We start from the raw sequence: 20,500 nt of genomic DNA on the forward strand, positions 1-20,500 counted from the left end.
GCACCAGTATCGCGCGTAGCTACCCACCGAAGAATGATCCAGACAACATGACACATCACAGCCGACGTCAATTCTTAGGCATTGTCGGTGCCAGCGCAGTCGCCAGCACCGGCTTTGCTCAGTCAGCGAACGCACAGGAGACGCCCATCGTGGAGATGGGAAACAATTACTTCGACCCAATCGGCCTACGTGTTGATCCCGGGACAACCGTTCAATTTGAACTCGCAGCGGGGGCACATTCCGCTACGGCGTACGCAGATCGTATTCCGGAGGGCGCTTCCGCCTTCGATAGTGGGACGATCTCAGACGGGAGCTTCGAATATACGTTCGAAACGCCAGGGACGTATGATTACTACTGCATCCCGCACAAGTCGATTGGGATGGTCGGACGGATCGTAGTTGGCAGTCCTGGCGGACCGGCAGAGGAGGATTCAATCCCGGATGGAGAGGTCCCATCGAGTGAGGCGATTGTTGACCAGGGTACAGTCGCCTACGGCTCAAGCAGCGATGGAAGCGGGAATACTGGTGGTGGAATGATGGGACGAGGTGGTTCTGGAATGATGAGTGGCCGCAACGGAGGTGGAGTTGGAGGGCTACCAGCTGTTGGTGGCGTACTCGGAATGCTGGGCGTTCTCGGTGGCGGGCTCTACTGGCTTGGAAACCAAAAATCTCCTCAATCGACTACCGACGACTCAGCCAGAAAAAACGCTCCAGAACCGCTATGCCAGGGGCGAAATTGACGAGGAGGAGTATAGACGTCGCCGTGAGCGATTAGATGCTACTGATGAGGACATCTCCAACTGATTGCCACCGTGAGAGGGTGAACTCACCGGGGTCAAGTGATTCGGGGATTAGAGAATACCGCCCTCACCGATACCTTTGATTTCAGAACGATCCCGTGACCTGTTTTGTTCCATTTATGACTGATTTCTCTTGTGATCAACTCGCCTGTGTGGCTCGGTAGTAAACACCAATTGCGAGCACGGCTACGAGGAGAAGATATCCAGTAGCCCACACCAACGAGAGAGCCGTATCTACGTCGGTTGTGAGTCCGGTATCGACCATTACACGGACTGGCCAATAGCCCGGAAAGAGTTTCATCCACCAATCAGGTTCAGATTGAATAAACAGCGGATCCTGAAACAGTCCGATATCGAGCATCGGGAGAATCAGCATCAGCCACATCCCGGCTAGGCGGTTGAAGACGGCCCCGACGAGCATCCCGATGAGACCATACGTGACCGAGACGACGAGCATCGCTGCGACGAACCACCAGAGATACTCGGGCTGGAAATCGACGAGCATCACACCAACTGAGACACCGGTGACGATGAGAGTAATTGCTGCGAGAACCCCAAACCGGGCAGCGATTACCTGCCATGCACGATAGCCAGCGACTGCCAGACGACCGTCCGTGTCTTTGGCTTCTCGCATCAGGAACAACCCGGCGAGTCCGGCGATGAGAGCACTCGTAATCGGCGTCATGATCACGCCGTGGACCTCAGGCATCCCCCGCATGACCGTCGCCGTCTCACCGTCGACGAGCGTCCGAACCGGCATCTCGACGTCCTGGGTGACTGCGAACGCCAACGTGATGAACGAGACCGGTAGGACGACCAGTAGAGCGACGAGGACGTAGTTACGCGCCTGTTCTTTGATGCCGATCGAGAACGCCGTTGTCGTACGGTTCATGCGGACCACCCACCACTGGTGCGCATCGTCACTCCGAACACTACGGTGACGAGCACGAGCAAGACGAGCAGGTATCCGGCAACGAAGCCGAGGTCGCCCGTCGTATATGTACCTTGGAACATCGCCTCCTGAAGGAGTTCCTTCGGATGATAGAGCGGAAAGTATTCCACGAACTCAGGAATGTCAGCAGCCAGCGGGCTGTCGCCACTGAGGAACGCGTCCATCATCGCGAGGAACACCACGACGAGCGAGCCTTCGAACAGTCGCGGAAGGAGCGCCCCGACGAGTGCGCCAAGAAACGCATAGACGAGGCCGGCGAGGACGAGGAATACGAACGTCAGGACAGGGGCTTCCGGTGAAATCGTCAGCCAGAGAACGCCGTAGTTCACGGCAGCCACGACAACGGTCACTCCTCCGAGCGCCGCTAATCGAGTCGCAAGCAGTGTTCGGGGTGGATAGCCTGTCTGAACGAGTCGCCGATCGGCTGCACGCGCACTAATCATCTGCGCGAGTCCCATCAGGCCGGCAATGATGGCGACCCCGAATATCGCTCCGAGAAGGCGACCTAGCTCGATCGGAATCGCCTCGACCGTCGGCATACTTGGTAACCCAGCCATTGCTTGTCCCCAGCCTTCGATAACGACAATCGGAAGGAGAAGTGCTAGGACAACATTCAGGGGGGTTCTGAGGAAGGTGGAGACGTTCGCCCGAATCCCCGTCCAAACCCTATTCATCGGTCTCTTCCCCCCGTTCACTGGCCGTTGCATCAGTCTCGCCTTCCTGGTCAGTCACGTCGTAGACCTGTCCGTCACGAACCTCATAGATGCGGTCGAGACGACTTTGCTCTTCGATCAGGTGTGAAATCATCGTGACAGCTGTTCCGTCGGCAGCGAGTTCCTCAGCGAGATCCCAGAACGTGAGATACGTTTCCCAGTCGAATCCAGTGTAGGGCTCGTCCAGCATGAGGACGTCCGGATCGTGCATCAGGGCGATACTGAGATTGATTTTCTGCCGGTTTCCACCACTGAGTTGGTCGATTCGGTAGTCAAGGTACTGCTCGAAATCGAGTTTCGACGCCAAGCGGTGTTTGGCCTCGTCGATTTCTTCGGCGGTCATTCCGTATCCGGAACCGAACAGTCGGAACGTCTCTCCGACCGTCAAGCGGTCGTAAAGCAGTGGTTCCTGTGGACACCAGCCAACGGTTCCCGTCCGTTCGACTGTTCCGGAATCCTGTTCGAGGACACCGACGAGGATGTTCATGAGCGTGGATTTGCCCGACCCGTTCGCGCCGACGATCCCGACGATTTCCCCCGTCCGAATTTCGAGATCGGCACCGGTCAAGACGGTCACAGATCGTGTGAATGGGAGTCTTGACCCGTACGTTTTTTCGACTCCCTCAGCACGAACGAGTACCTCACTACTGTTCCCTTCTGGCGTAGTAGTTGTGGATGATCCCATTGTCAGCTACATGTACACGCTCCTAATTCACTCCGATTACTCTTTCAAATCCAAAACGACACTGTCAACGCGACCCTGAATAGTAGTATTTCCTCCGCACTATTCTGTGATGGCCGAGTTTTCGGACTTATCGAATCGAATACCCCTTCTGATTAGATGGGCCTCCGAGTTGGTCTACAACAGATGTCATACGACGGTCTCGGGAATCTCGTCGTGGTCAACACGACAGCCCTGCCGGATTCAGTCCGGTAGGGGATCGATCAGAACGGTGGCTGCCCCATCGAGAACGAGGCTTCCACTATCATCTTCGATCTGTGTTGTGAGTTCGTATCGGTCGTTATCGAGAACGTCGGTGATCTCACATCGGGCCGTCAGGGTGTCATCAATGCTGACTGGTCGGCGGAATTCCAAATTCTGGGAAATATAGATCGTGACTCCGGGAAAGCACGCGAGTGCAGCACTTATCATTCCCGAGACGAGCGTTCCATGAGCGATGCGGTGGCCAAACCGGGTCTTTTCAGCGAATGCCTCGTTGAGATGGACCGCGTTTGTATCTCCGGTCGCCTCTGCAAATTTCCTAACATCCTCGTCTGTGATCGTCTTCGAGAAGCGAACACTATCTCCCGTGCTAAGTGAAGATGGGTCGGTTATCGAGAGATCGAACTCTCCAGTGGCTCGACCGTATGGCACTCGGGGGAGCGTCATTCCTCCCGATTCAACGAGATGCGGATGTGGCGTTTCGGTATACTTCTCAGGTACTTCCTCGAACACTGCTCGACAGTCTTCCGAGCAGAAGTGATACACTTTGTCGTCGTGTTCGATAGTCGGGTCGGCAGTTTCTTGTGAGACTTCCATCCCACAGACGGGGTCAACAGGCATTGATCTGTAGTTCTACTTTTCTTGAGGATTCTCGTGCTCTCCTTTGAACGCGGTCTCGCAGTCTTTGCAACAGAACTGCTGGAGTGATCCACCAACGCGGGTAGCTATTCCGTCTTCGCTGATAGTGGTTCCACAGTGTGCGCACGTAAGTACGGATTCAGTACCGTTGGCATAGGCTGAACGGGTGGCGCTTGACAGCAGTTGCACGTCGTATCGTCGCACGTCACTCAGTGGTAGACTGTGCTGCACCCAGTTTCCGACCGTAGTCCGCGGCGGTGTCGCAACAACCACGATCTCGCCCTCAGCAGTTGTGAATACGTGTTCTACGTATGGGGCCTTGAGGATCGATTCTCGAAGTGAATCTGTCTTTCCGAGCTCAGGCTGGAGGCGTACCATGACGTGTATCCGGTTTTCGTACTGTGTGAGGTCGAGATCAACGGTGAATCGACGAATGACATCATCTTGCTCCAACTGACGGACGCGTGCTGAAACGGACGGGGGTGAAAGATTTACAGCCTCAGCAATAGTGCTGTAGGGTCGTCTCGCGTTCTCCGCTAAAAGACGGAGGATTTCGCGATCCGTGTCGTCAAGTTCTGGTTGGGTCATCGAAAGGCGGAATGGGGGTGAGGGGATCGGGTGAATGGGGGTGGGTGTGGGGGAGCTACGACGCAGGTGTGGGGTGTGACGGTTAGACGTAATCCTCCGGTGTCGAGGTGAACGTCTCCTTGCAGCCCTCGGCACAGAAGTAGTACGTCTGACCGTCGTACTCAGTTGTGGCCGCCGGATCACTTTCATCGACGTCCATTCCACAGACTGGATCAGTTGCCATTCGGTTTCACCCCACATCAATGGTACGAGGGCCTGAACCAAGCAATTTGTTCTTAGCAATCCAAAGTCGGGATACATAGCGATTTGAGCCGTGCTGCACGGTTTGGCTTTTCTGACTCCACAATCAACGGTTAGTACCTCACAATCCCGAACTATCGTTCGAGTATACCAACGGATTCCTATCTGTGTCCTATATAAATACTGGAGTCTGAACCAATTCTAAACCTATGGGTCACGATCCACCACACGACAATCACGAGGAGTGAAGACCCCACAGGTCCATCCAAATTCGTGGATGCTCAAGCGTCGACGTGACGATCCGATTCTTTCTTGCGCCGTGCAAGTAGCAGTCAAGTAGTCTCTAGTTCCGCAACGAAGATAACGTGTCGCAGGAACGGCAGCGCGTGGTGAGCCTTCCGTACCTGCTCAGTAATCGCTAGGGGATCGAGATCATACGCTCCTAACAGTCGTTCAATGAGAGCCCGGAGCGGGCTCGTGAGTAGCTGGAGGTACAGCGTCGTCCACTTTCGGAAGCGTCCGACGCTGTGTTTCGTGATATCTTCGACCGCTTTGAGCTCAAAGCTTGTCTCGTCGAGAGCAGCTTTGTATCCTTCAACAGTACCCAAGGACGGCATATCCCACGCATCCGCAAATGAATCGACCAATCTCCGTTCCGTTTCAGTCACGTCTGACTGCATCACGAGATCGGAGACTACGAGAACCGCCTCGGGTTCGAGGGTATCTGCGACTGTAGCGAAAACGCGATTCCGCTCGGGGAGGTATACGAGCGCGTCGATGGCTGTACACGCGGTAAACGAGTCCCTGGTAAACGGGAGTTGTGTCGCGTCACCGATGATGAACTCGGAATCGAGGTGCTTACCCCGTGCGTTCTCGGTTGCCATCTGGATGTTGTACGGAACGAGGTCGACACCAGTGACGTTGAAGCCGAACTGATAGGCGAGGTGGAGGGCTGGACCCCCCCGACCGCAGCCGACATCGAGGAGGCGCACTCCGTCGGTTGTGGGTAGATGCGACGCGACCCTCGAGCCGACTTCCGTGACGAGGCGACGTTGACTCGAACCGGCTATATGTGGCTGGTACCACTCCGAGTAGCCGAGATTGAGGAACTCGTCAGTATCGAACAGGAGGTCGAACGCCCGCCAGATATCGGCTCGCTCGCCGCGGTAGGAGAACTGGTCGGTGATCCGGTTGCGTAGAGTACTTTGATCCATCGGTCACCTACTCGAGTTCGGAAACCTCCGAATAGCAGTACTCGGATTCGTCGCAGTACGCGAGGTCGGCACACCCGCGAGGACGCTGGTAGTCGATTCCCTTGTGCCGCCGGAGATACGTCACGTAGCCGTCGTCCACGCGGTCTAGGATGTCGTGACAGATCCACTTCTCCCCGAACCAAGTGGCGCCCAGATTTCGGTACGGACACAGGAAGATCGTCCGTTCGACCGAATCGATCTGTGGCGTCTCGACGATCCGGACACCGACAAGACGATACGCGATGCGAAGACGGGTGACGACCGAGTCCGGCGTATTCGCGCCAAGGAAAAGTACGTACGCGAGCACATACCCGAGGCCATGGAGGAGTCGTCGAATCATCGTTCAGGCTGTCGACTGCCGTCCCAAAGTATCTTGACCAGGTGTTCTCTGTTCAGATCTCGGTGTACACGTTACCTGTCTTTCCGCCGCCGAGTTTGTAGACGGTGAATGTGTCGGACTTCGTCCCGCCCATCCCCGGTGAACCGGCCGGCATCCCGGGCAACGCGATGCCGTCGATTGCCGGCTCTTCATCGAGCATCGTCGCGATAATCTCGACAGGGACGTGTCCTTCGACGACGTACTCGTCGAGGACGAGTGTGTGACAGCTCTGTAAATCCGATGGGATACCGTGTTGGCGCTTGAGATCCGCCACGTCCTCGGTTTCGGTTTCCCCGAGCGTCGTGTCGAGATGGTCCCGAAGATACGACGCATATCGTCCACAACAGCTACAGCCAGGTGAACTGTATTGCTGAGCGTTCGTCACTGCCAGCGTCCCCTCGATGTCCCACTCGTCCTCACTCGATGATCCTAAACAGCCGGCAATTCCGAGTGTGACTGTCGTCGCACCGACCCGTAGTAGTCCGCGACGAGTTACGGTCCGTTCCATATGTTCGTCACTTGGTTCGGGGGTATTCAATTGTACGTCGACCTTTCCTGTGTATTGAGAACGGATTCAAGCACGACGGGGAAGGCGACTTTCAGTTCTGAGTAGGAAACCCCAAAGGTCAGAGTCCCGTATTCGTCTCCATGTGGCGACCCTCATCGGTCGAGGGTGCTGCCGTGACGGTTTTCCGTCAACGAGCATATCGGCCTTAAATTGCGCCCAACATGACCCAGAGCATGACTCGTCGCACCGACTTCGACACTTCACTCCTCGAAACTGTGGGAAATACGCTCTCGTCGAACTGATGCGACTCCAAACGACGTCTCCACTCTTTTCGAAATAGGCGTGCTATAGCGAGTTACTTGCGATAAAAGCCTCAAGTCACCACCCCAGAGACTGTTCTCCCGGTTTCGATTCTTAACAGAAAGCACGGTAAATCGTCGTTACGTATAGATATGTATGAACTCCCCCAGCCATCTAGAAGTTCGAGAAGGTGCGGACATCAACCTGTACAACCAGATTCTCATTCCACTCTACGGAGCTGATATAAGGGACTCAGTGGTCCAATATGGTCTATCACTTGCAGAAACGTATGATGCGGCTCTCCACGTATTATCTATTCAAGATGAGGAACGCACGGAGGTGGAATCCGACCAAGTCACTAAACAAGAGGAATGGGACGCAGCAGCGGTAATTGAACCCGTGGTGGATCAGGCCCACTCGCTCGGACTCAATGTGATACCAGCAGTGGATAGTGGGCACTCTTCAGGTGTTATTCGGGAATACGCTGAGGAGAATGATATCGATTTGCTTGTCCACCAGAAACCTACACAGACTAGATTAGCACGAATTCTCCGGAGAGACGTCTCCAGCCACATCATTCAAAATATCTCTCTTCCTGTCTTGACGATACCTGATATGGATCCCTCTGATCCGGTAGGAGAGTTATCTACTAGTCAGTTCACAGATATTCTCGTGCCTACGGATGGATACGACGAGGCATCTGTGGCCTTCAAACATGGGCTACAAATTGCTAAACGGTATGATGCAACCCTACATGGACTTTTTGTCATTTCCGAACAGTCCTATTCGAGTCGGCCTGGATTCACGTGGGAAGAGGTCACTGACTCTTGGGAACAGCGGGGAACTCGGCTCTTGGAGGACATTACGGAGAAGGCAGCGACCTTGGACGTTCCTGTCCGAACTACGTTGAGCTTTGGTCAACCTCAGCAGGAGATTCTCAAATACACTGAGGTGACTGACATCGACCTTGTTACAATGGGGACACGAGGATTGACTGGCATTCGTCGGCTATTACAGGGAAGCGTCGCAGCTCAAGTGATCGAGGAAGCAGATTACCCCGTTCTAACGGTTAACCGAAGGACAGCTGAATTGAAAAAACACCCGTACACCTTTCTTCGAAAGACAAACCAGAATCGGAAGTCAGGGCTATATTGAAATATTATTTTCAATATACTAATTTCAGTCTTAAATCCAGAAATTTCTATTGCGTATTTATTTCAGTTTCTTCTACCAAACCAAAGAGTGTTAAGTTCGTTCTGCTGAATAAAGCGCGCGTACTGACCAGAAGGAAAACCAAGAAACGATAAGGCTACTCCTGAAAATCGTGTTTGTCTTCACGTTTAGGTGCATCAGATGGACGTTAGTGCGAGCAACGCGAAAAGTTAACTGGCAAATGGCTCCACGGACTGAGTTGTTGAACTAGTCGTCCATGCCGGATGGGGTTTGGCCCGTAGTCGATCCCGACGGTGCCGACCCTGCGGCAAACTTGTAAACGGCGACGAGTCCCCAAATCACCAAGCCGAGCAGGATGATGCCCGCCCTAATGTCGATGGGGACCACTGCAGCGTGTTCGATTGCTCCCTCGCTATCGACTGGGTGCCCGGCTCCCAGTAGCATGTCGAGCAGGCCGATCACGACGACGCCCAAGACAACCAAGCCACCGCCGACGTACATGGCGATTTGGTCTGCCGTTGATAAGTCACTCATTGGTAGTCACCCGAGGAGTTTCCGTAATCGCGTGTTCTCGAACAGTTCCATCTCACGCAGGCGGTTATCGACTGCCAGGACGCCGCCCGCTCCGAGTGCCACAATGGTTCCGAAGACCATGATCCCAAGTAGTTCACCCGTGACCATACCGTTGGCCCAGCCGCCACCGTAGCCGTTGATGAAGTAGAAGAACAGCATCATGAAGGCACCAAAGAAGGCGGCGGTCCTCGTGAGGACACCGAGTATCAGCCCGAAACCGATGGCGGTTTGCCCAAGCGGTACCGCCACGTTGACGAACGCCAACAGGATGCCGTCGCTGAACGGCGTGACGAAGGGGGCGAGAATCGTGCCCTGAGCGGCTCCGCCGACGAACCAGCTGGCGTCGAAGGGCCACGCCCAGATCTTGTCAAGGCCGGCGTGGAGCATCCACCACCCGGCGGTCAGCCGAAGCAGCAGGATCCAATACGACAACCAGGCTCCTGAGACCGAGAACGACGTCTCAGTTCCGAGAAATCTCGTTCGAATGGATTGTGTTGACATGGCATACTTCACCTCACGACTGAGTTTATCAGAAGTGGTAAAAAGATTGGTGGTGGTTCGTGATCTCTAAGAGTCGGGGCTCATTGCAGGAACGCGGGTGTCAGAGGTGAGTTGGATGATCCTCAAGAAGGAATTCGGTCACCCTCAACGCACTGATTGTGTGCTGGGGCATGTAAGCAGGAGCACCGATGAAGCTGAGCCCACCGATTTCTGGATTTCGGAAAATTCTGTTTGAGGGACTGAATTCATCTACTGATCTAATCCTTTGTACTTACCGATCCTCTCAGTAGCTAACAGATTCTGAGAATTTAACTCGAGTGGATATCAATCAATTAACTCCCACTGGTTAGTCATTCCTCCATAGACACGGTTTAAAACTCGTCGTCTCGAGAAAATACGGGCAAATAAAACAGGGTGGCGGAGGAGACGCAGTAGAACTGCACTCGGAGACCGGTCAACGTCTTCAATATCGATCCCGGCAGCGGCACGAATTGCTGCTCCCAGAACCTTGGGATTACGAGTTTCAAGAAAGTATCTCACAACTGTGGCGAAAATGTACTCCGTTTTCATCCTCTGATATAATCTATCAGGATAATTGTGTAATTGGCTTCTGTTAGCCAGCTCTGCGGCCAAGAATCCCGATTCAACGGCCTGTGAGATCCCCTTTCCGGTGAGTCGGTTTGCTATACCTGCAGCATCACCCACTCGTACGACTGAATGCTCCGGTAGATGGGTTCTGTCGGGATCAAGGCTTGGTCCCTCGGGAATGATTGCGACGTTCGTCCGTTCCTGCGACGGGACTGGCCACCCATTCCGCTCACAGGCTTCCCTCAATGCCTTCATATAATCATTAGGCCGGTCACTGACCGTCCAGCCGATACCAACGTTGGCTCGTTGCGATGTCTTCGGGAATGCCCACGAGTACCCTGTATAGTTCTCCAGAATTATCCGGCTGTTCGGGTACAACTCGGTGAAGTCCCCTTCGACATCACTGTTAAGCGCTACCATATATCCTGAATACTCGTTGGTTGTTCCGAGCGCTTTACTAGAGAGTGATGGCTGACCGGTTGCATCAACGACGAGATCATACTCATCGGTGAACTCGTGGAAATCTGTCCGTGTGATAGACTGGTTTTCGTGGATGTCAACACCCTTCTCTGAGAGTTGTTCTGCCCAGGACTGCTCAACGACATTTCGGTCCGTTATATATGTATCCGCAGCAGGAAAGGTGCCGGCTCCAGTGCGGTGGCGATCGGCGTCGATTCCGTCATACACCTCCACTTCCATCGCTGGCAGCGGGTTGAGAAAGCCGTTCTCTACAGTCGGTTCGAGTGGGATCTTCGATACCGCTGTCATCGCTTCTCCGCAATTAACGCCTTTGCTATCGTAGGACTGCCGCTCATATAGTTCGACGACGAATCCAGCGTCGTCGAATCCAGCAGCTGCTGCAAGCCCGGCCATCCCTCCACCTATTACCGCAATTTTGGACGTTCGAGTCATCGGTTTTTGCCAATCTTTGAGGCCATCGTTAAGCTCCCAACAGCATCCGAAGTGACCCACGAACGCCCATCGGGAGTCCGATCGCTCCGATGAAGAACGTCATAAGCCACCACCACGTGTGATTCATCTCCTCTTTCGCATCGGCGAGATACCACACGATGCCGACAGTCACGACGAGTTTCAGCACGAACGTCGATCCGGAGAATCCAGTCGCCTGGTACACGAGATTCGTCACGACCAGCTTTGGGGAGTAGCCGAGGAACGTCACACCGATGAGATTCTGCGCAGCGTCCCACAACTGGCCGAAAACGGCCAGCAGAATTAGCGGGTGTCGAAGGTGGGTGATATTGGCGAAACTCGTGCCCCAGTAGTAGAGTGCGGTTACGCCGAGCGCTATCCCCGTCGTCGCGACAGGAACCCATAGGCGGAGTGGGGTCGATGTCGAGAGGCCGTGCCAAACAGCCCACCAGACGGCCCCGACAGCCCACACCGACCCGACGAGCCCGACTGTTAGCGGGATAGATCCGATATTTTGGTCACGCAAGAGTGCACCGACACCGAGCGCGAGGATGGTGACAGCGGTGACGACGATGTAAATCGATGGCGTGATGAACCACACCGCGTAGTCCCCGAGCAGCCCGAGATCCTCGAGGGCGCGCATCGCCCCACCTGCGATGATGATCGGAGCGAACCCGTAGGCCAGTCGTGCGTCGAACGTGACGTCGAGTTGGTCGAGATACGCACGTAGTCCGGGGAGGCTGTATACGACTGCCGCGAGGTAGATTACCGTGTTCACCGCGTTGTAGCCCTGGACAGCACGAATCCCCTCGTGCGTGACTGGCTGACCGGCCGCATCGGCGACGACTGGTCCCCAGAGATACTGCCAGATGAACCGGTCGTAGACCAACGTCGGAAACACGAGGATGCCCCCACCGAGAAGGACGAGCGGGGCCAGCAGGTACAGCGCCCACCACTCGCGTGAGCCGGTCTCCGGAAGGACAGTCTCGACGCGGCGGGTGACAGTACTCACGACCCGTTCACCTCCAATCGCCACGTCGTGCTTTTCGAGCGCCCCCACTGTTCGAGTGAAACGATTGTGAGTTCGTCCTGGAGCTGGCTGAGGTACTGCGCGACTGCCTTGGGAGATCCGTCGAGGTCGCTGGCAATCTCGCGAGCCCGGAGGTATGTCGGTTCGCTACTGGCTGTCTCGACGAGGTACCTTCGAACCGTGTGCCGGGAAATATTCGACATTGATCTAGAGGTGACGGTTAGCGAAGAAATCCGAAGAGCTTGTAGTCGTGATCGGGGGTGTACCGCCGGAACAGGAGACTGTTCGTCAGCACCGACACCGACGAGAACGCCATTGCTGCTGCAGCGAGCACGGGCTGGAGGAGGCCGAGCGACGCTAACGGAATCATCGCCGTGTTGTAACCGAGCGCCCACACGAGGTTCTGTTTGATCTTCTGGAGTGTCGCGTCTGAGATTCGGATCGCCTTTACCACGTCGAGCGGGTCGTCTCGCATCAGCGTGACGTCTGCAGCTTCGATGGCGACGTCGGTGCCGGAGCCGATTGCTGTCCCGACGTGTGCGACCGCGAGTGCCGGAGCGTCGTTGACGCCGTCACCGACCATCATCGCCTGCCGGCCCTCGTCTTGAATACTGTCGACCGCGTTGGACTTGTCCTCAGGAAGGACTCCTGCGCGGACGTTCTTCGGGTCGATACCCACCTGTTTAGCGACCGCACGGGCAGTTCGCTCGTTGTCGCCCGTAATCATCATCACGTCAACTCCCCGCTCCTGGAGTGCTGTGACAGCCTGCTTGGAGCTTTCCTTCACTGTGTCGGCGTCGGCGACCACACCCACGAGCTCCCCCTCGTAGGCGACCAGCATCGCCGTCTTCCCCTCGTTCTCGAGGCGTTCCATCGTCTCCTCAGCGGGAGAGGGGTCGATCCCGTTGTCCCGCAGCAGCTTGCGGTTGCCGACCAGCACCTCGCTGTCACCAATGACTGCTTTGATCCCGTGGCCCGGAACGTTCTCGAAGTCGTCAGGCTCAGTCACGTCCAGGCCGCGTTCTTCGGCCCCTTCGACGATTGCACGGGCGAGCGGGTGTTCGCTGCCGCTTTCAGCTATCGCCGCCAGTCGAAGCACATCATCCTCTGAGAGGCGCTCACGGGTGCTGAGCTGTCCACCATCTGGGGTCGGCTCGCCACCGTCAGTCACCACATTTCCATCGCTATCAAAGACGACCACGTCGGTGAGTTCCATTTCCCCTTCGGTGAGTGTGCCCGTCTTGTCGAAGACGACTGTATCGACGTCTTTCGCTCGTTCGAGGATGTCACCGCCCTTGAACAGGACGCCGTTCTGGGCACCAATCGTCGTCCCGACCATCGTCGCTGCGGGCGTCGCCAGCCCCAGCGCACAGGGACAGGCGATGAGGATCGAGGACGCGAAGACAATTATCGCGAACTCGAAGACTGAAACGGTCCCACCGACCGGGGCCGGGCCGCCAGCAACCTGACCCCACAGCGGGAGCCAGTCGACGAAGCCAGCGAGAGCCTCGGGGAACAGGAACCAGACGACACCCCAGAGAAGGGCGTTCGCGATGACCGCAGGCACGAAGTACGCGGAGATGCGGTCGGCGAGATTCTGGATGTCGGGCTGGCGCGACTGGGCCTCCTTGACTGTCTGGACGATCTGTTGGAGGGCCGTGTCTTCTCCAACCTTCGTCGCCTCCACGACAAGGACGCCGTTCTCGTTAATCGTCGAGCCGACGACCTCATCGCCCTCCTCTTTCTCGACAGGCACAGATTCGCCAGTGACCATTGACTCGTCGACGGCAGACTGACCGTCGACAACGACACCGTCTGTGGGAATCTTCTCACCTGGACGAATTTTCATCCGGTCACCAGTTGTGACCTCTTCAAGCGGAACTTCTTCTTCACTGCCGTCCTCGCGGACAATGGTCGCCGTTTCGGCTTCCATTTCGAGGAGCTTTCGGAGGGCCTCACCCGCTTGGCCCTTCGACCGAGCTTCGAGATAGTTACCCAACGTGATGAACACGAGGATGAGGGCTGCCGTGTCGAAATAAAGTCCACCTGCAATGAGTTCAGCAAGGACTGCCACAGAGTATAGATAGGCCGTTGTTGAACCGATCGCAATCAGCACGTCCATATTGGCGCGGCCGTTCTTCACGATCGCCTTGTACGAGTTCTTATAGAACGGCCAGCCGAGGATCGCCTGTACCGGCGTGGCGAGGAGGAACTCAACCCAGCCAAGTTCCACACCGAAGACGGCTTCAGGGACGATCGCGCCACCGAGCAGATAATTGTCGATGAGGAAGAAGAGCAACGGTGCCGATAACACTGCCCCAAAGAGGGTCAACCTGAGTTGCTTCCGAGTTTCGGCTTGACGGGCGGCATCTCGTGCGTCCTGGCCCGACTCTTCGTCGGCACCATCTTCGCGGACGGGCGAGTAGCCAGCCTCCTCGATAGCATCGTACAGCGCACCAATAGATACTTCCGCAGGATTGTAGGTGACCTGTGCTTCGTCGGTTGCGTAATTGACCTCCGCATTAACGACGCCCGGAATATTTTCAAGAGCGGTTTGGTTGGTCTCGGCGCAGTTGGCACAGGTCATATCGGAGATGGCAATCGTTACCGTCTCAGAGACTGCGCCGTACCCGGCCTCGTCGATCGCGTCGTAGATTTCTTTGAGCGATACCTCTTCAGGGTCGTAGGTGACGGAACCCTCGTCGGTGGCGAAGTTCGCATCCGCCTCCGATACCCCGTCGAGCGATTCGAGAGTGTCCTGGATCGTCGCCGAACAGTTGGCGCAGGACATTCCCGTGATATCAAGATGGATTGTTTGGCTTGTCATGCTTGTTCTACTATACGGGGTCTAGGTTTAGGCGATTTACTGCTTCGAGAGGCGGGGTTTCGACTGCAGGAAAATTTGGATTCCAAAGACAGCGTTACGCTCCCTCTTCGAGTCGCTGATACCGATCGTCGAACCGTGTGAGACAGGACGGACAACAGAAGTGATAGATCTCTCCGTCGATTCTCGTCGTTTCACCTTGATTATCAACGGTATTGTTACATTCAGCACAGGTGAGTGCAAATTCGACGCCATCAACGGACGGCGTCCATTCAAGCTCGTCAATTAGCGTGACGGTGTAATCTGCTACATCGATCTCGTTAAAGAGTCCATCTACCCACTGACGTACGTTCTGGGCTTCAACACGGGCATAGAACCAAAGATCTCCTTCGGAGGTCGTGAAGACGTGTTCAACGCCATCTGACTCTCGAGCCCGCTCGCGGGCGGCCTCCAACGACGCTGAGCCGATTTCGGCCTGAATAAATACCGGTACACCAGCTCGGAGATGAGCCCGGTTGACGTCAATCGTGAAGTTGTTAATGATGCCAGCTTCCTGTAATCGCTTTACCCGGTCAGACACGGCTGGCCCCGACAAGTCGACCTCCTCGCCAATATCGCTGAACGGGCGGCGGGCGTCATCAGCGAGTAACGAGAGGATTTCTAAGTCGGTTTCATCCAAATTGCGCATACGACCGCTTCGTCTCGCAGGATACATTATTGTTGCCCACAACACACCTTCGAAATCGGTGATCCAGGGCTGCGACAACATTGGATTCTAAGCAGAAAACCACATAGAATACTCGCCCCTATCTACGAATGGATATGACTCAGACAATCACCGTCGAAGGAATGACCTGTGAACATTGCGAGCAGACCGTCGAAGAGGCACTCGAAGAAGTTGAGGGGGTTACGTCTGCTACTGCGGATCGTGACTCAGAATCCGCGACGGTCGAGGGGTCCGCTGAACGGGATGAGCTTGTGACTGTGGTCGAAGACGCTGGATACGATGCCTCTGCGTAACAAATCCCGATTCTCGTCGAATCGGATTCGGAGAGGGATTGATACGACTGCCAATCCCAGGTGTAGATACTATGACTGATACACTTCCGTTCGATGCCGTCCGCGAGCTCGACGTCGACGGGACGACGTACAAGATGGCCGATCTTCGAGCACTCGAAGAGCAGGGGCTCTGTGACCTCGACACGCTCCCTGTGAGCATCCGTATTCTGCTTGAGTCGGTGCTCCGGAACGCCGACGGCGAAACTGTTACTGCAGCGGATGTCAAGAATGCTGCTGGCTGGAAGCCAGACGTACCGGACGCAGAGGTTCCGTTCTCTCCATCACGAGTCGTCCTACAGGATCTCACTGGCGTGCCCGCAGTTGTCGACCTGGCGGCCCTTCGATCCGAAGTCGACCGCAAAGATCGGGACCCGACCCTGGTCGAACCAGAGATCCCTATTGATCTCGTAATCGACCACAGCGTCCAAGTCGACTACTTCGACTCCGAGGACGCCTACGAGAAGAACGTCGAACTGGAGTACGAGCGCAACGCCGAACGGTATCGCGCGATCAAGTGGGCGCAGAACGCCTTCGAGAACTTCAACGTCGTCCCGCCGGGGACCGGCATCGTCCACCAGGTGAATCTCGAGCATCTGGGCCGGGTCGTCCACGCCCGCGAGCGAGACGGTGAGAAATGGCTCCTGCCGGACACACTCGTCGGCACGGACAGCCACACCCCAATGATCGGTGGCATCGGTGTGGTCGGCTGGGGCGTCGGCGGCATTGAAGCGGAAGCGGCAATGCTCGGTCAGCCGGTCACGATGAAACTTCCCGAGGTCGTCGGCGTCCGCCTCGAAGGCGAATTACCCGAGGGCGCGACGGCGACGGATCTCGTGCTCCACATCACCGAACGGCTCCGCGAGGTCGGCGTCGTCGACCGGTTCGTCGAATTCTTCGGTCCTGGTGTGGAGAATCTCACAGTCCCCGACCGGGCCACGATCGCCAATATGGCGCCCGAACAGGGCTCGACGATCAGTATGTTCCCGGTCGACGAGCAGACGCTCGAGTATCTCGAACTCACCGGGCGTGACCCCGCCCACATCGACCTTGTTCGCGAGTACCTCGAAGCGCAAGGGCTATTCGGAGAACAGGAACCGGAATACACCGAGGTGGTCGAGTTCGATCTTTCGACTGTTGAGCCGAGTCTCGCCGGACATAAGCGGCCACAGGACCGGATTCCGATGGGGGACGTGAAACAGAGCTTCCGGGGACTTCTCCACGGGGAGTTCGAAGACGACCTCGATGATGTCGACGAAGACGCCCTACAGCGGTGGCTCGGCGAAGGTGATGCAGCTGGTGCGGAGACCGACGGCGGTGTTCAGGTCGAACCCGAATCGGAACTGCACCCGTTAACCAAACGCGTTGAGGTCGACCTCGACGGTGAGACAGTGGAAATTGGACACGGAGACGTCCTCGTCAGCGCCATCACGAGCTGTACGAACACTTCGAACCCGTCGGTGATGATCGCTGCTGGTCTGCTTGCCCAGAACGCCGTCGAGAAAGGTTTAGATGTCCCGCCGTACGTCAAGACGAGTCTCGCACCCGGCAGTCGCGTCGTCACGCAGTACCTCGAGGAATCGGGCCTGCTTCCGTATCTCGAAGAGCTCGGGTACGCGGTCGTCGGCTACGGCTGTACCACTTGTATCGGGAACGCCGGACCACTTCCCGATCCCATCGAGCAAGCGATCGACGACCACGACCTCTGGACGACGAGCGTCCTCTCCGGAAATCGGAACTTCGAGGCGCGTATTCACCCGAAGATCCGCGCGAACTACCTCGCGAGCCCGCCGCTCGTCGTCGCCTACGGCCTCGCAGGGCGGATGGACGTCGACCTCGAGAACGAGCCGCTAGGCACCGACGAGGAGGGGGGATCGGTGTATCTGGCGGACATCTGGCCCGACGCAGCGGACGTGCAGGCAGCAATCCACGAGAACGTCTCTCCTGAGATGTTCGAGGAGAAGTATGCCTCTGTGTTCGAGGGTGACGAGCGGTGGGCTGCTCTCGACGCGCCCACAGGTGACGTCTACGAGTGGGACGACAACTCGACATACATCCGAGAGCCGCCGTTCTTCCAGGACTTCCCCCTCGAAAAACCCGGCGTCGCCGATATTGAGGATGCACGCTGCCTGCTGACACTCGGCGATACCGTTACGACCGACCACATCAGCCCTGCTGGCCCCTTCGGATCTGACCTCCCTGCCGGCCAGTGGCTGCTCGATAACGGCGTTGAGCCGCACGAGTTCAACACCTACGGCGCGCGCGGGGCAACCACGAGGTGATGATGCGGGGAACGTTCGCCAATGTCCGCATCGAGAACGAGATGCTCGACGATGTCGAGGGTGGCTATACGATCCACCACCCAACCGACGAGCAGACGACCGTGTTCGAAGCCAGCCAGCGCTACCGCGAGGAGGGAGTCCCGCTCGTCGTGATGGCAGGCGAAGAGTTCGGTACCGGCTCCAGCCGGGACTGGGCGGCGAAAGGAACGGACCTACTCGGTGTTCGCGCAACCATCGCCGAGAGTTACGAGCGCATCTACCGCGACAACCTCGTCGGCATGGGTGTGCTCCCCCTGCAGTTCGATGATGGCGACTCGTGGGAATCTCTCGGTCTGGATGGGTCTGAGATCTTCACGATCCACGGCCTCGATGACGGGCTCGATGTGATGGACGAACTGACCGTTATCGCCGAGCGCGCGGACGGGTCGACTGTCGAGTTCCCGGTCACAGCACAGGTCGGCACGCCGGCCGCCGTGACCTATATCGAACACGGCGGCATCCTCCACTACGTCCTTAGACGGCTCCTCATGCGATAATCTCTCTCAACTGACTCTATTTCTGGAAGCACAAGCAACACGAAAAACTTTGAGTCCAAATTAGCGTTTCAATCGTGCGTAGACTCTGTTCGGATGATGCCCGCTACGTTATCCATCTGAGCTGAAACGTGTGCGCTCTCACCAGCAACATGCGTAATTAAATCGTCCAGAGTGATCATCCCGATAACGCTCCCGTCTTCAACAACCGGGACGTGTCGAGCACCCGCTTCGTTCATTTGTCTCAGGACTTTTGGAATCTCAGCATCTGCTGGCACAGTAAGTGGGTCACGCGTCATCACGTCAGCAGCTCGTACGTCGTCTCCACTCGTCTCGGCTGTGAGCACACTTAACTCGCTTTCCTCGGTGAGCAGGTTAGCAATCAGGTCTCGATCGGTGATGATACCAGAGATCTGATCGGATTCTTCGACGACCACGTACCTGGCACACCGCGATTGGGAGATCATCGTGTGAGCGATCTCGGCAACCGTGGCGTCAGGCGTGACACGGGCGACCGACTCATCAGCAATACGACCAATATCCATCCGGAGGTCAGTTGGTCTGGTACCCATGCTAATCAGTACGACTCATAACAGGAAATAGCTTAGCATCAGCTGGTCGTCATAGAAATCCTCCACTCTTCAACCGTGAGAGACGACAATCTCCAAACTTTGTGAAGTTACAAAAAGTGTTACCAGCTACGCCACTATCCAAGAGCGCTGGCTTTTATAATCTAGTCTCAATAAGTAAAGAGAAATGTACGATACGGTTTTGCTCTCGACTGACGGGACAGTTGCTTCTGAGGAAGCTGAATCCCATGCTATCGCGCTAGCAGAGGCCAATAATGCCGATCTTCATGTTCTGTATGTAGTCGATGAGGACGTCGTAACAGCATACAGCGGTGACGAGTACGTTGATGAAGCCGAAGGCCCAGAACATGGCCTCGAAGAACTTGGAACGGAAACAATCGCAGACATCCAATATAAAGCGAAGGAGGTCGGTGTCAATGTTGTCAAAGCAATTGAGCACGGCCGACCGGCTGAGACGATTGTACGGTATGCTGATGCCGAAGATATGGATCTACTTGTACTTGGAACGAAACACCGGCCGGAAGAATACCGGGCCTTGCTCGGAAGCGTGACCGACCGCGTCCTTCGATTGACGACCCGCCCAGCGACCGTCGTGAAGACGGAAGTCGACGAATAGGGGAAGAACAGTCAGTAACGGCCGCCGTCAGGCGTGAGTCGGGCGCGCCGGCGTTCGAACTCCTCGTCGTCGATTTCGCCGCGAGCGTACCGTTCCTGGAGGACAGCGAGTGCGCTATCCTCGGTGGGGCCGTCCGATGGCGACCGCGTTGTCAGCCAGTAGACGATGTAGACGGGAAGGGCGATCAGAAGTGCCATCCACAGCAAACCGATCAACATCATCCCCCAGCTCCATATTCCCCACCCGGCCATGTGACCATCATTCCACATCCCGTCATGCCAGTCCCACATCACTGTATCTGGAACAGCAGCGTGCGTCAGAGTCATTCCAATGATGACGGCTAGCGTCAGTGCTCCGATGACGATGAGTCCCAGAGAACGAATCCCGCGTGCTTGGAATTGGATTTTGGCATTATTGTACTCCTGAAGAGAGTTCGGCGTGGTTAGCCGAGGATGTATTCGAGGGCGGGGTAGCGGCTCAACGAGCTGT

General features: G+C 56.2%; 21 protein-coding genes and 2 pseudogenes. 6 read left to right on the plus strand and 17 right to left on the minus strand.

The window, feature by feature from the left end:
• Positions 1–155: 155 nt before the first annotated feature.
• A pseudogene (locus GJ633_RS17565) lies at positions 156–341 on the plus strand (copper-binding protein); the annotation flags it as partial.
• Positions 342–585: 244 nt separating this feature from the next.
• Positions 586–804: an SHOCT domain-containing protein gene (locus GJ633_RS17570; RefSeq protein WP_231741201.1), complete on the plus strand. Its 219-nt coding sequence runs from the start codon at positions 586–588 to the stop codon at positions 802–804.
• Between the two features lie 135 nt (positions 805–939).
• On the opposite strand, the gene GJ633_RS02230 is transcribed toward GJ633_RS17570, so the two are convergent.
• From GJ633_RS02230 to GJ633_RS02275, 9 genes are all read right to left on the minus strand, one after another.
• Complete coding sequence (locus tag GJ633_RS02230; RefSeq protein ID WP_049909288.1) at positions 940–1,692, minus strand: ABC transporter permease; 753 nt, start codon at positions 1,690–1,692, stop codon at positions 940–942.
• On the minus strand, positions 1,689–2,291 hold the full coding sequence (locus GJ633_RS02235; RefSeq protein ID WP_227262413.1) for an ABC transporter permease: 603 nt from the start codon (positions 2,289–2,291) through the stop codon (positions 1,689–1,691). Before GJ633_RS02235 ends, GJ633_RS02230 begins: the two co-directional genes overlap by 4 nt.
• A 127-nt stretch (positions 2,292–2,418) precedes the next feature.
• The gene (locus GJ633_RS02240) at positions 2,419–3,150 is read right to left on the minus strand and encodes an ABC transporter ATP-binding protein (protein ID WP_156586784.1); all 732 of its coding nucleotides are present in this window, start codon (positions 3,148–3,150) and stop codon (positions 2,419–2,421) included.
• A 240-nt stretch (positions 3,151–3,390) separates the two neighbouring features.
• Positions 3,391–4,029 carry a MaoC/PaaZ C-terminal domain-containing protein gene (locus tag GJ633_RS02250; RefSeq protein ID WP_123538913.1) on the minus strand — a complete coding sequence of 213 codons (639 nt, stop codon included), beginning with the start codon at positions 4,027–4,029 and terminating at the stop codon, positions 3,391–3,393.
• Between the two features lie 12 nt (positions 4,030–4,041).
• The gene (locus GJ633_RS02255; protein ID WP_123538914.1) at positions 4,042–4,635 is read right to left on the minus strand and encodes an AsnC family transcriptional regulator; all 594 of its coding nucleotides are present in this window, start codon (positions 4,633–4,635) and stop codon (positions 4,042–4,044) included.
• A gap of 82 nt (positions 4,636–4,717) precedes the next feature.
• Positions 4,718–4,858, minus strand: coding sequence for a YHS domain-containing protein (locus GJ633_RS02260; RefSeq protein ID WP_123538915.1), 141 nt, complete (start codon positions 4,856–4,858; stop codon positions 4,718–4,720).
• Between the two features lie 349 nt (positions 4,859–5,207).
• The gene (locus GJ633_RS02265) at positions 5,208–6,089 is read right to left on the minus strand and encodes a class I SAM-dependent methyltransferase (RefSeq protein WP_156586786.1); all 882 of its coding nucleotides are present in this window, start codon (positions 6,087–6,089) and stop codon (positions 5,208–5,210) included.
• A 7-nt stretch (positions 6,090–6,096) separates the two neighbouring features.
• A complete protein-coding gene (locus GJ633_RS02270; RefSeq protein WP_123538917.1) occupies positions 6,097–6,468 on the minus strand; it encodes a hypothetical protein in 372 nt (123 codons plus the stop codon).
• Between the two features lie 52 nt (positions 6,469–6,520).
• Positions 6,521–7,015 (minus strand): DUF411 domain-containing protein, encoded by a 495-nt coding sequence (locus GJ633_RS02275; protein WP_123538918.1) that lies wholly within the window; start codon positions 7,013–7,015, stop codon positions 6,521–6,523.
• A 456-nt stretch (positions 7,016–7,471) separates the two neighbouring features.
• Here GJ633_RS02275 and GJ633_RS02280 point away from each other — a divergent pair, with 456 nt between their 5' ends.
• Positions 7,472–8,470, plus strand: coding sequence for a universal stress protein (locus GJ633_RS02280; protein WP_123538919.1), 999 nt, complete (start codon positions 7,472–7,474; stop codon positions 8,468–8,470).
• A gap of 264 nt (positions 8,471–8,734) precedes the next feature.
• On the opposite strand, the gene GJ633_RS02285 is transcribed toward GJ633_RS02280, so the two are convergent.
• The 6 genes from GJ633_RS02285 to GJ633_RS02310 form a co-directional block, all read right to left on the minus strand.
• Positions 8,735–9,022 (minus strand): hypothetical protein, encoded by a 288-nt coding sequence (locus GJ633_RS02285; RefSeq protein ID WP_004594603.1) that lies wholly within the window; start codon positions 9,020–9,022, stop codon positions 8,735–8,737.
• A gap of 6 nt (positions 9,023–9,028) precedes the next feature.
• Positions 9,029–9,562, minus strand: coding sequence for a DoxX family protein (locus tag GJ633_RS02290; RefSeq protein WP_049986202.1), 534 nt, complete (start codon positions 9,560–9,562; stop codon positions 9,029–9,031).
• Positions 9,563–9,886: 324 nt separating this feature from the next.
• Positions 9,887–11,023: an NAD(P)/FAD-dependent oxidoreductase gene (locus tag GJ633_RS02295; protein ID WP_231741202.1), complete on the minus strand. Its 1,137-nt coding sequence runs from the start codon at positions 11,021–11,023 to the stop codon at positions 9,887–9,889.
• Between the two features lie 67 nt (positions 11,024–11,090).
• Positions 11,091–12,140: a DUF63 family protein gene (locus tag GJ633_RS02300; RefSeq protein WP_245710169.1), complete on the minus strand. Its 1,050-nt coding sequence runs from the start codon at positions 12,138–12,140 to the stop codon at positions 11,091–11,093.
• Positions 12,141–12,330: 190 nt separating this feature from the next.
• The gene (locus GJ633_RS02305; RefSeq protein WP_004594598.1) at positions 12,331–14,937 is read right to left on the minus strand and encodes a heavy metal translocating P-type ATPase; all 2,607 of its coding nucleotides are present in this window, start codon (positions 14,935–14,937) and stop codon (positions 12,331–12,333) included.
• Between the two features lie 94 nt (positions 14,938–15,031).
• Positions 15,032–15,622: an AsnC family transcriptional regulator gene (locus GJ633_RS02310; protein WP_049986206.1), complete on the minus strand. Its 591-nt coding sequence runs from the start codon at positions 15,620–15,622 to the stop codon at positions 15,032–15,034.
• A 134-nt stretch (positions 15,623–15,756) separates the two neighbouring features.
• On the opposite strand from GJ633_RS02310, the gene GJ633_RS02315 reads away from it, so the two are divergent.
• Together GJ633_RS02315 and acnA are read left to right on the plus strand one after the other, a co-directional pair.
• Complete coding sequence (locus GJ633_RS02315; protein WP_049938510.1) at positions 15,757–15,954, plus strand: heavy-metal-associated domain-containing protein; 198 nt, start codon at positions 15,757–15,759, stop codon at positions 15,952–15,954.
• Between the two features lie 71 nt (positions 15,955–16,025).
• Positions 16,026–18,808: pseudogene (gene acnA / locus GJ633_RS02320) on the plus strand (aconitate hydratase AcnA).
• A 68-nt stretch (positions 18,809–18,876) separates the two neighbouring features.
• Here the strand turns inward: acnA and GJ633_RS02325 are convergent.
• Positions 18,877–19,377, minus strand: a complete 501-nt coding sequence (locus tag GJ633_RS02325; protein WP_004594590.1) for a cyclic nucleotide-binding/CBS domain-containing protein — start codon at positions 19,375–19,377, stop codon at positions 18,877–18,879.
• Between the two features lie 184 nt (positions 19,378–19,561).
• On the opposite strand from GJ633_RS02325, the gene GJ633_RS02330 reads away from it, so the two are divergent.
• Positions 19,562–20,011, plus strand: coding sequence for a universal stress protein (locus GJ633_RS02330; protein ID WP_156586788.1), 450 nt, complete (start codon positions 19,562–19,564; stop codon positions 20,009–20,011).
• Positions 20,012–20,022: 11 nt separating this feature from the next.
• Here GJ633_RS02330 and GJ633_RS02335 read toward each other — a convergent pair.
• The coding region (locus tag GJ633_RS02335) for an SHOCT domain-containing protein (protein WP_231741203.1) at positions 20,023–20,500 on the minus strand (478 nt) is incomplete at its 5' end.

The organism is Halorubrum sp. CBA1125 (assembly GCF_009742825.1).
Taxonomy (GTDB): domain Archaea; phylum Halobacteriota; class Halobacteria; order Halobacteriales; family Haloferacaceae; genus Halorubrum.

Coding starts and splice junctions, on each gene's coding strand:
- GJ633_RS02325 (WP_004594590.1), bottom strand. CDS start 19,377: ATGGGTACCAGACCAACTGACCTCCGGATGGATATTGGTCGTATTGCT.
- GJ633_RS02305 (WP_004594598.1), bottom strand. CDS start 14,937: ATGACAAGCCAAACAATCCATCTTGATATCACGGGAATGTCCTGCGCC.
- GJ633_RS02315 (WP_049938510.1), top strand. CDS start 15,757: ATGACTCAGACAATCACCGTCGAAGGAATGACCTGTGAACATTGCGAG.
- GJ633_RS02240 (WP_156586784.1), bottom strand. CDS start 3,150: ATGGGATCATCCACAACTACTACGCCAGAAGGGAACAGTAGTGAGGTA.
- GJ633_RS02260 (WP_123538915.1), bottom strand. CDS start 4,858: ATGGCAACTGATCCAGTCTGTGGAATGGACGTCGATGAAAGTGATCCG.
- GJ633_RS02310 (WP_049986206.1), bottom strand. CDS start 15,622: ATGCGCAATTTGGATGAAACCGACTTAGAAATCCTCTCGTTACTCGCT.
- GJ633_RS02275 (WP_123538918.1), bottom strand. CDS start 7,015: ATGGAACGGACCGTAACTCGTCGCGGACTACTACGGGTCGGTGCGACG.
- GJ633_RS02270 (WP_123538917.1), bottom strand. CDS start 6,468: ATGATTCGACGACTCCTCCATGGCCTCGGGTATGTGCTCGCGTACGTA.
- GJ633_RS02295 (WP_231741202.1), bottom strand. CDS start 11,023: ATGGCCGGGCTTGCAGCAGCTGCTGGATTCGACGACGCTGGATTCGTC.
- GJ633_RS02255 (WP_123538914.1), bottom strand. CDS start 4,635: ATGACCCAACCAGAACTTGACGACACGGATCGCGAAATCCTCCGTCTT.
- GJ633_RS02250 (WP_123538913.1), bottom strand. CDS start 4,029: ATGCCTGTTGACCCCGTCTGTGGGATGGAAGTCTCACAAGAAACTGCC.
- GJ633_RS02280 (WP_123538919.1), top strand. CDS start 7,472: ATGAACTCCCCCAGCCATCTAGAAGTTCGAGAAGGTGCGGACATCAAC.
- GJ633_RS02285 (WP_004594603.1), bottom strand. CDS start 9,022: ATGAGTGACTTATCAACGGCAGACCAAATCGCCATGTACGTCGGCGGT.
- GJ633_RS02265 (WP_156586786.1), bottom strand. CDS start 6,089: ATGGATCAAAGTACTCTACGCAACCGGATCACCGACCAGTTCTCCTAC.
- GJ633_RS02290 (WP_049986202.1), bottom strand. CDS start 9,562: ATGTCAACACAATCCATTCGAACGAGATTTCTCGGAACTGAGACGTCG.
- GJ633_RS02235 (WP_227262413.1), bottom strand. CDS start 2,291: ATGCCGACGGTCGAGGCGATTCCGATCGAGCTAGGTCGCCTTCTCGGA.
- GJ633_RS02230 (WP_049909288.1), bottom strand. CDS start 1,692: ATGAACCGTACGACAACGGCGTTCTCGATCGGCATCAAAGAACAGGCG.
- GJ633_RS02330 (WP_156586788.1), top strand. CDS start 19,562: ATGTACGATACGGTTTTGCTCTCGACTGACGGGACAGTTGCTTCTGAG.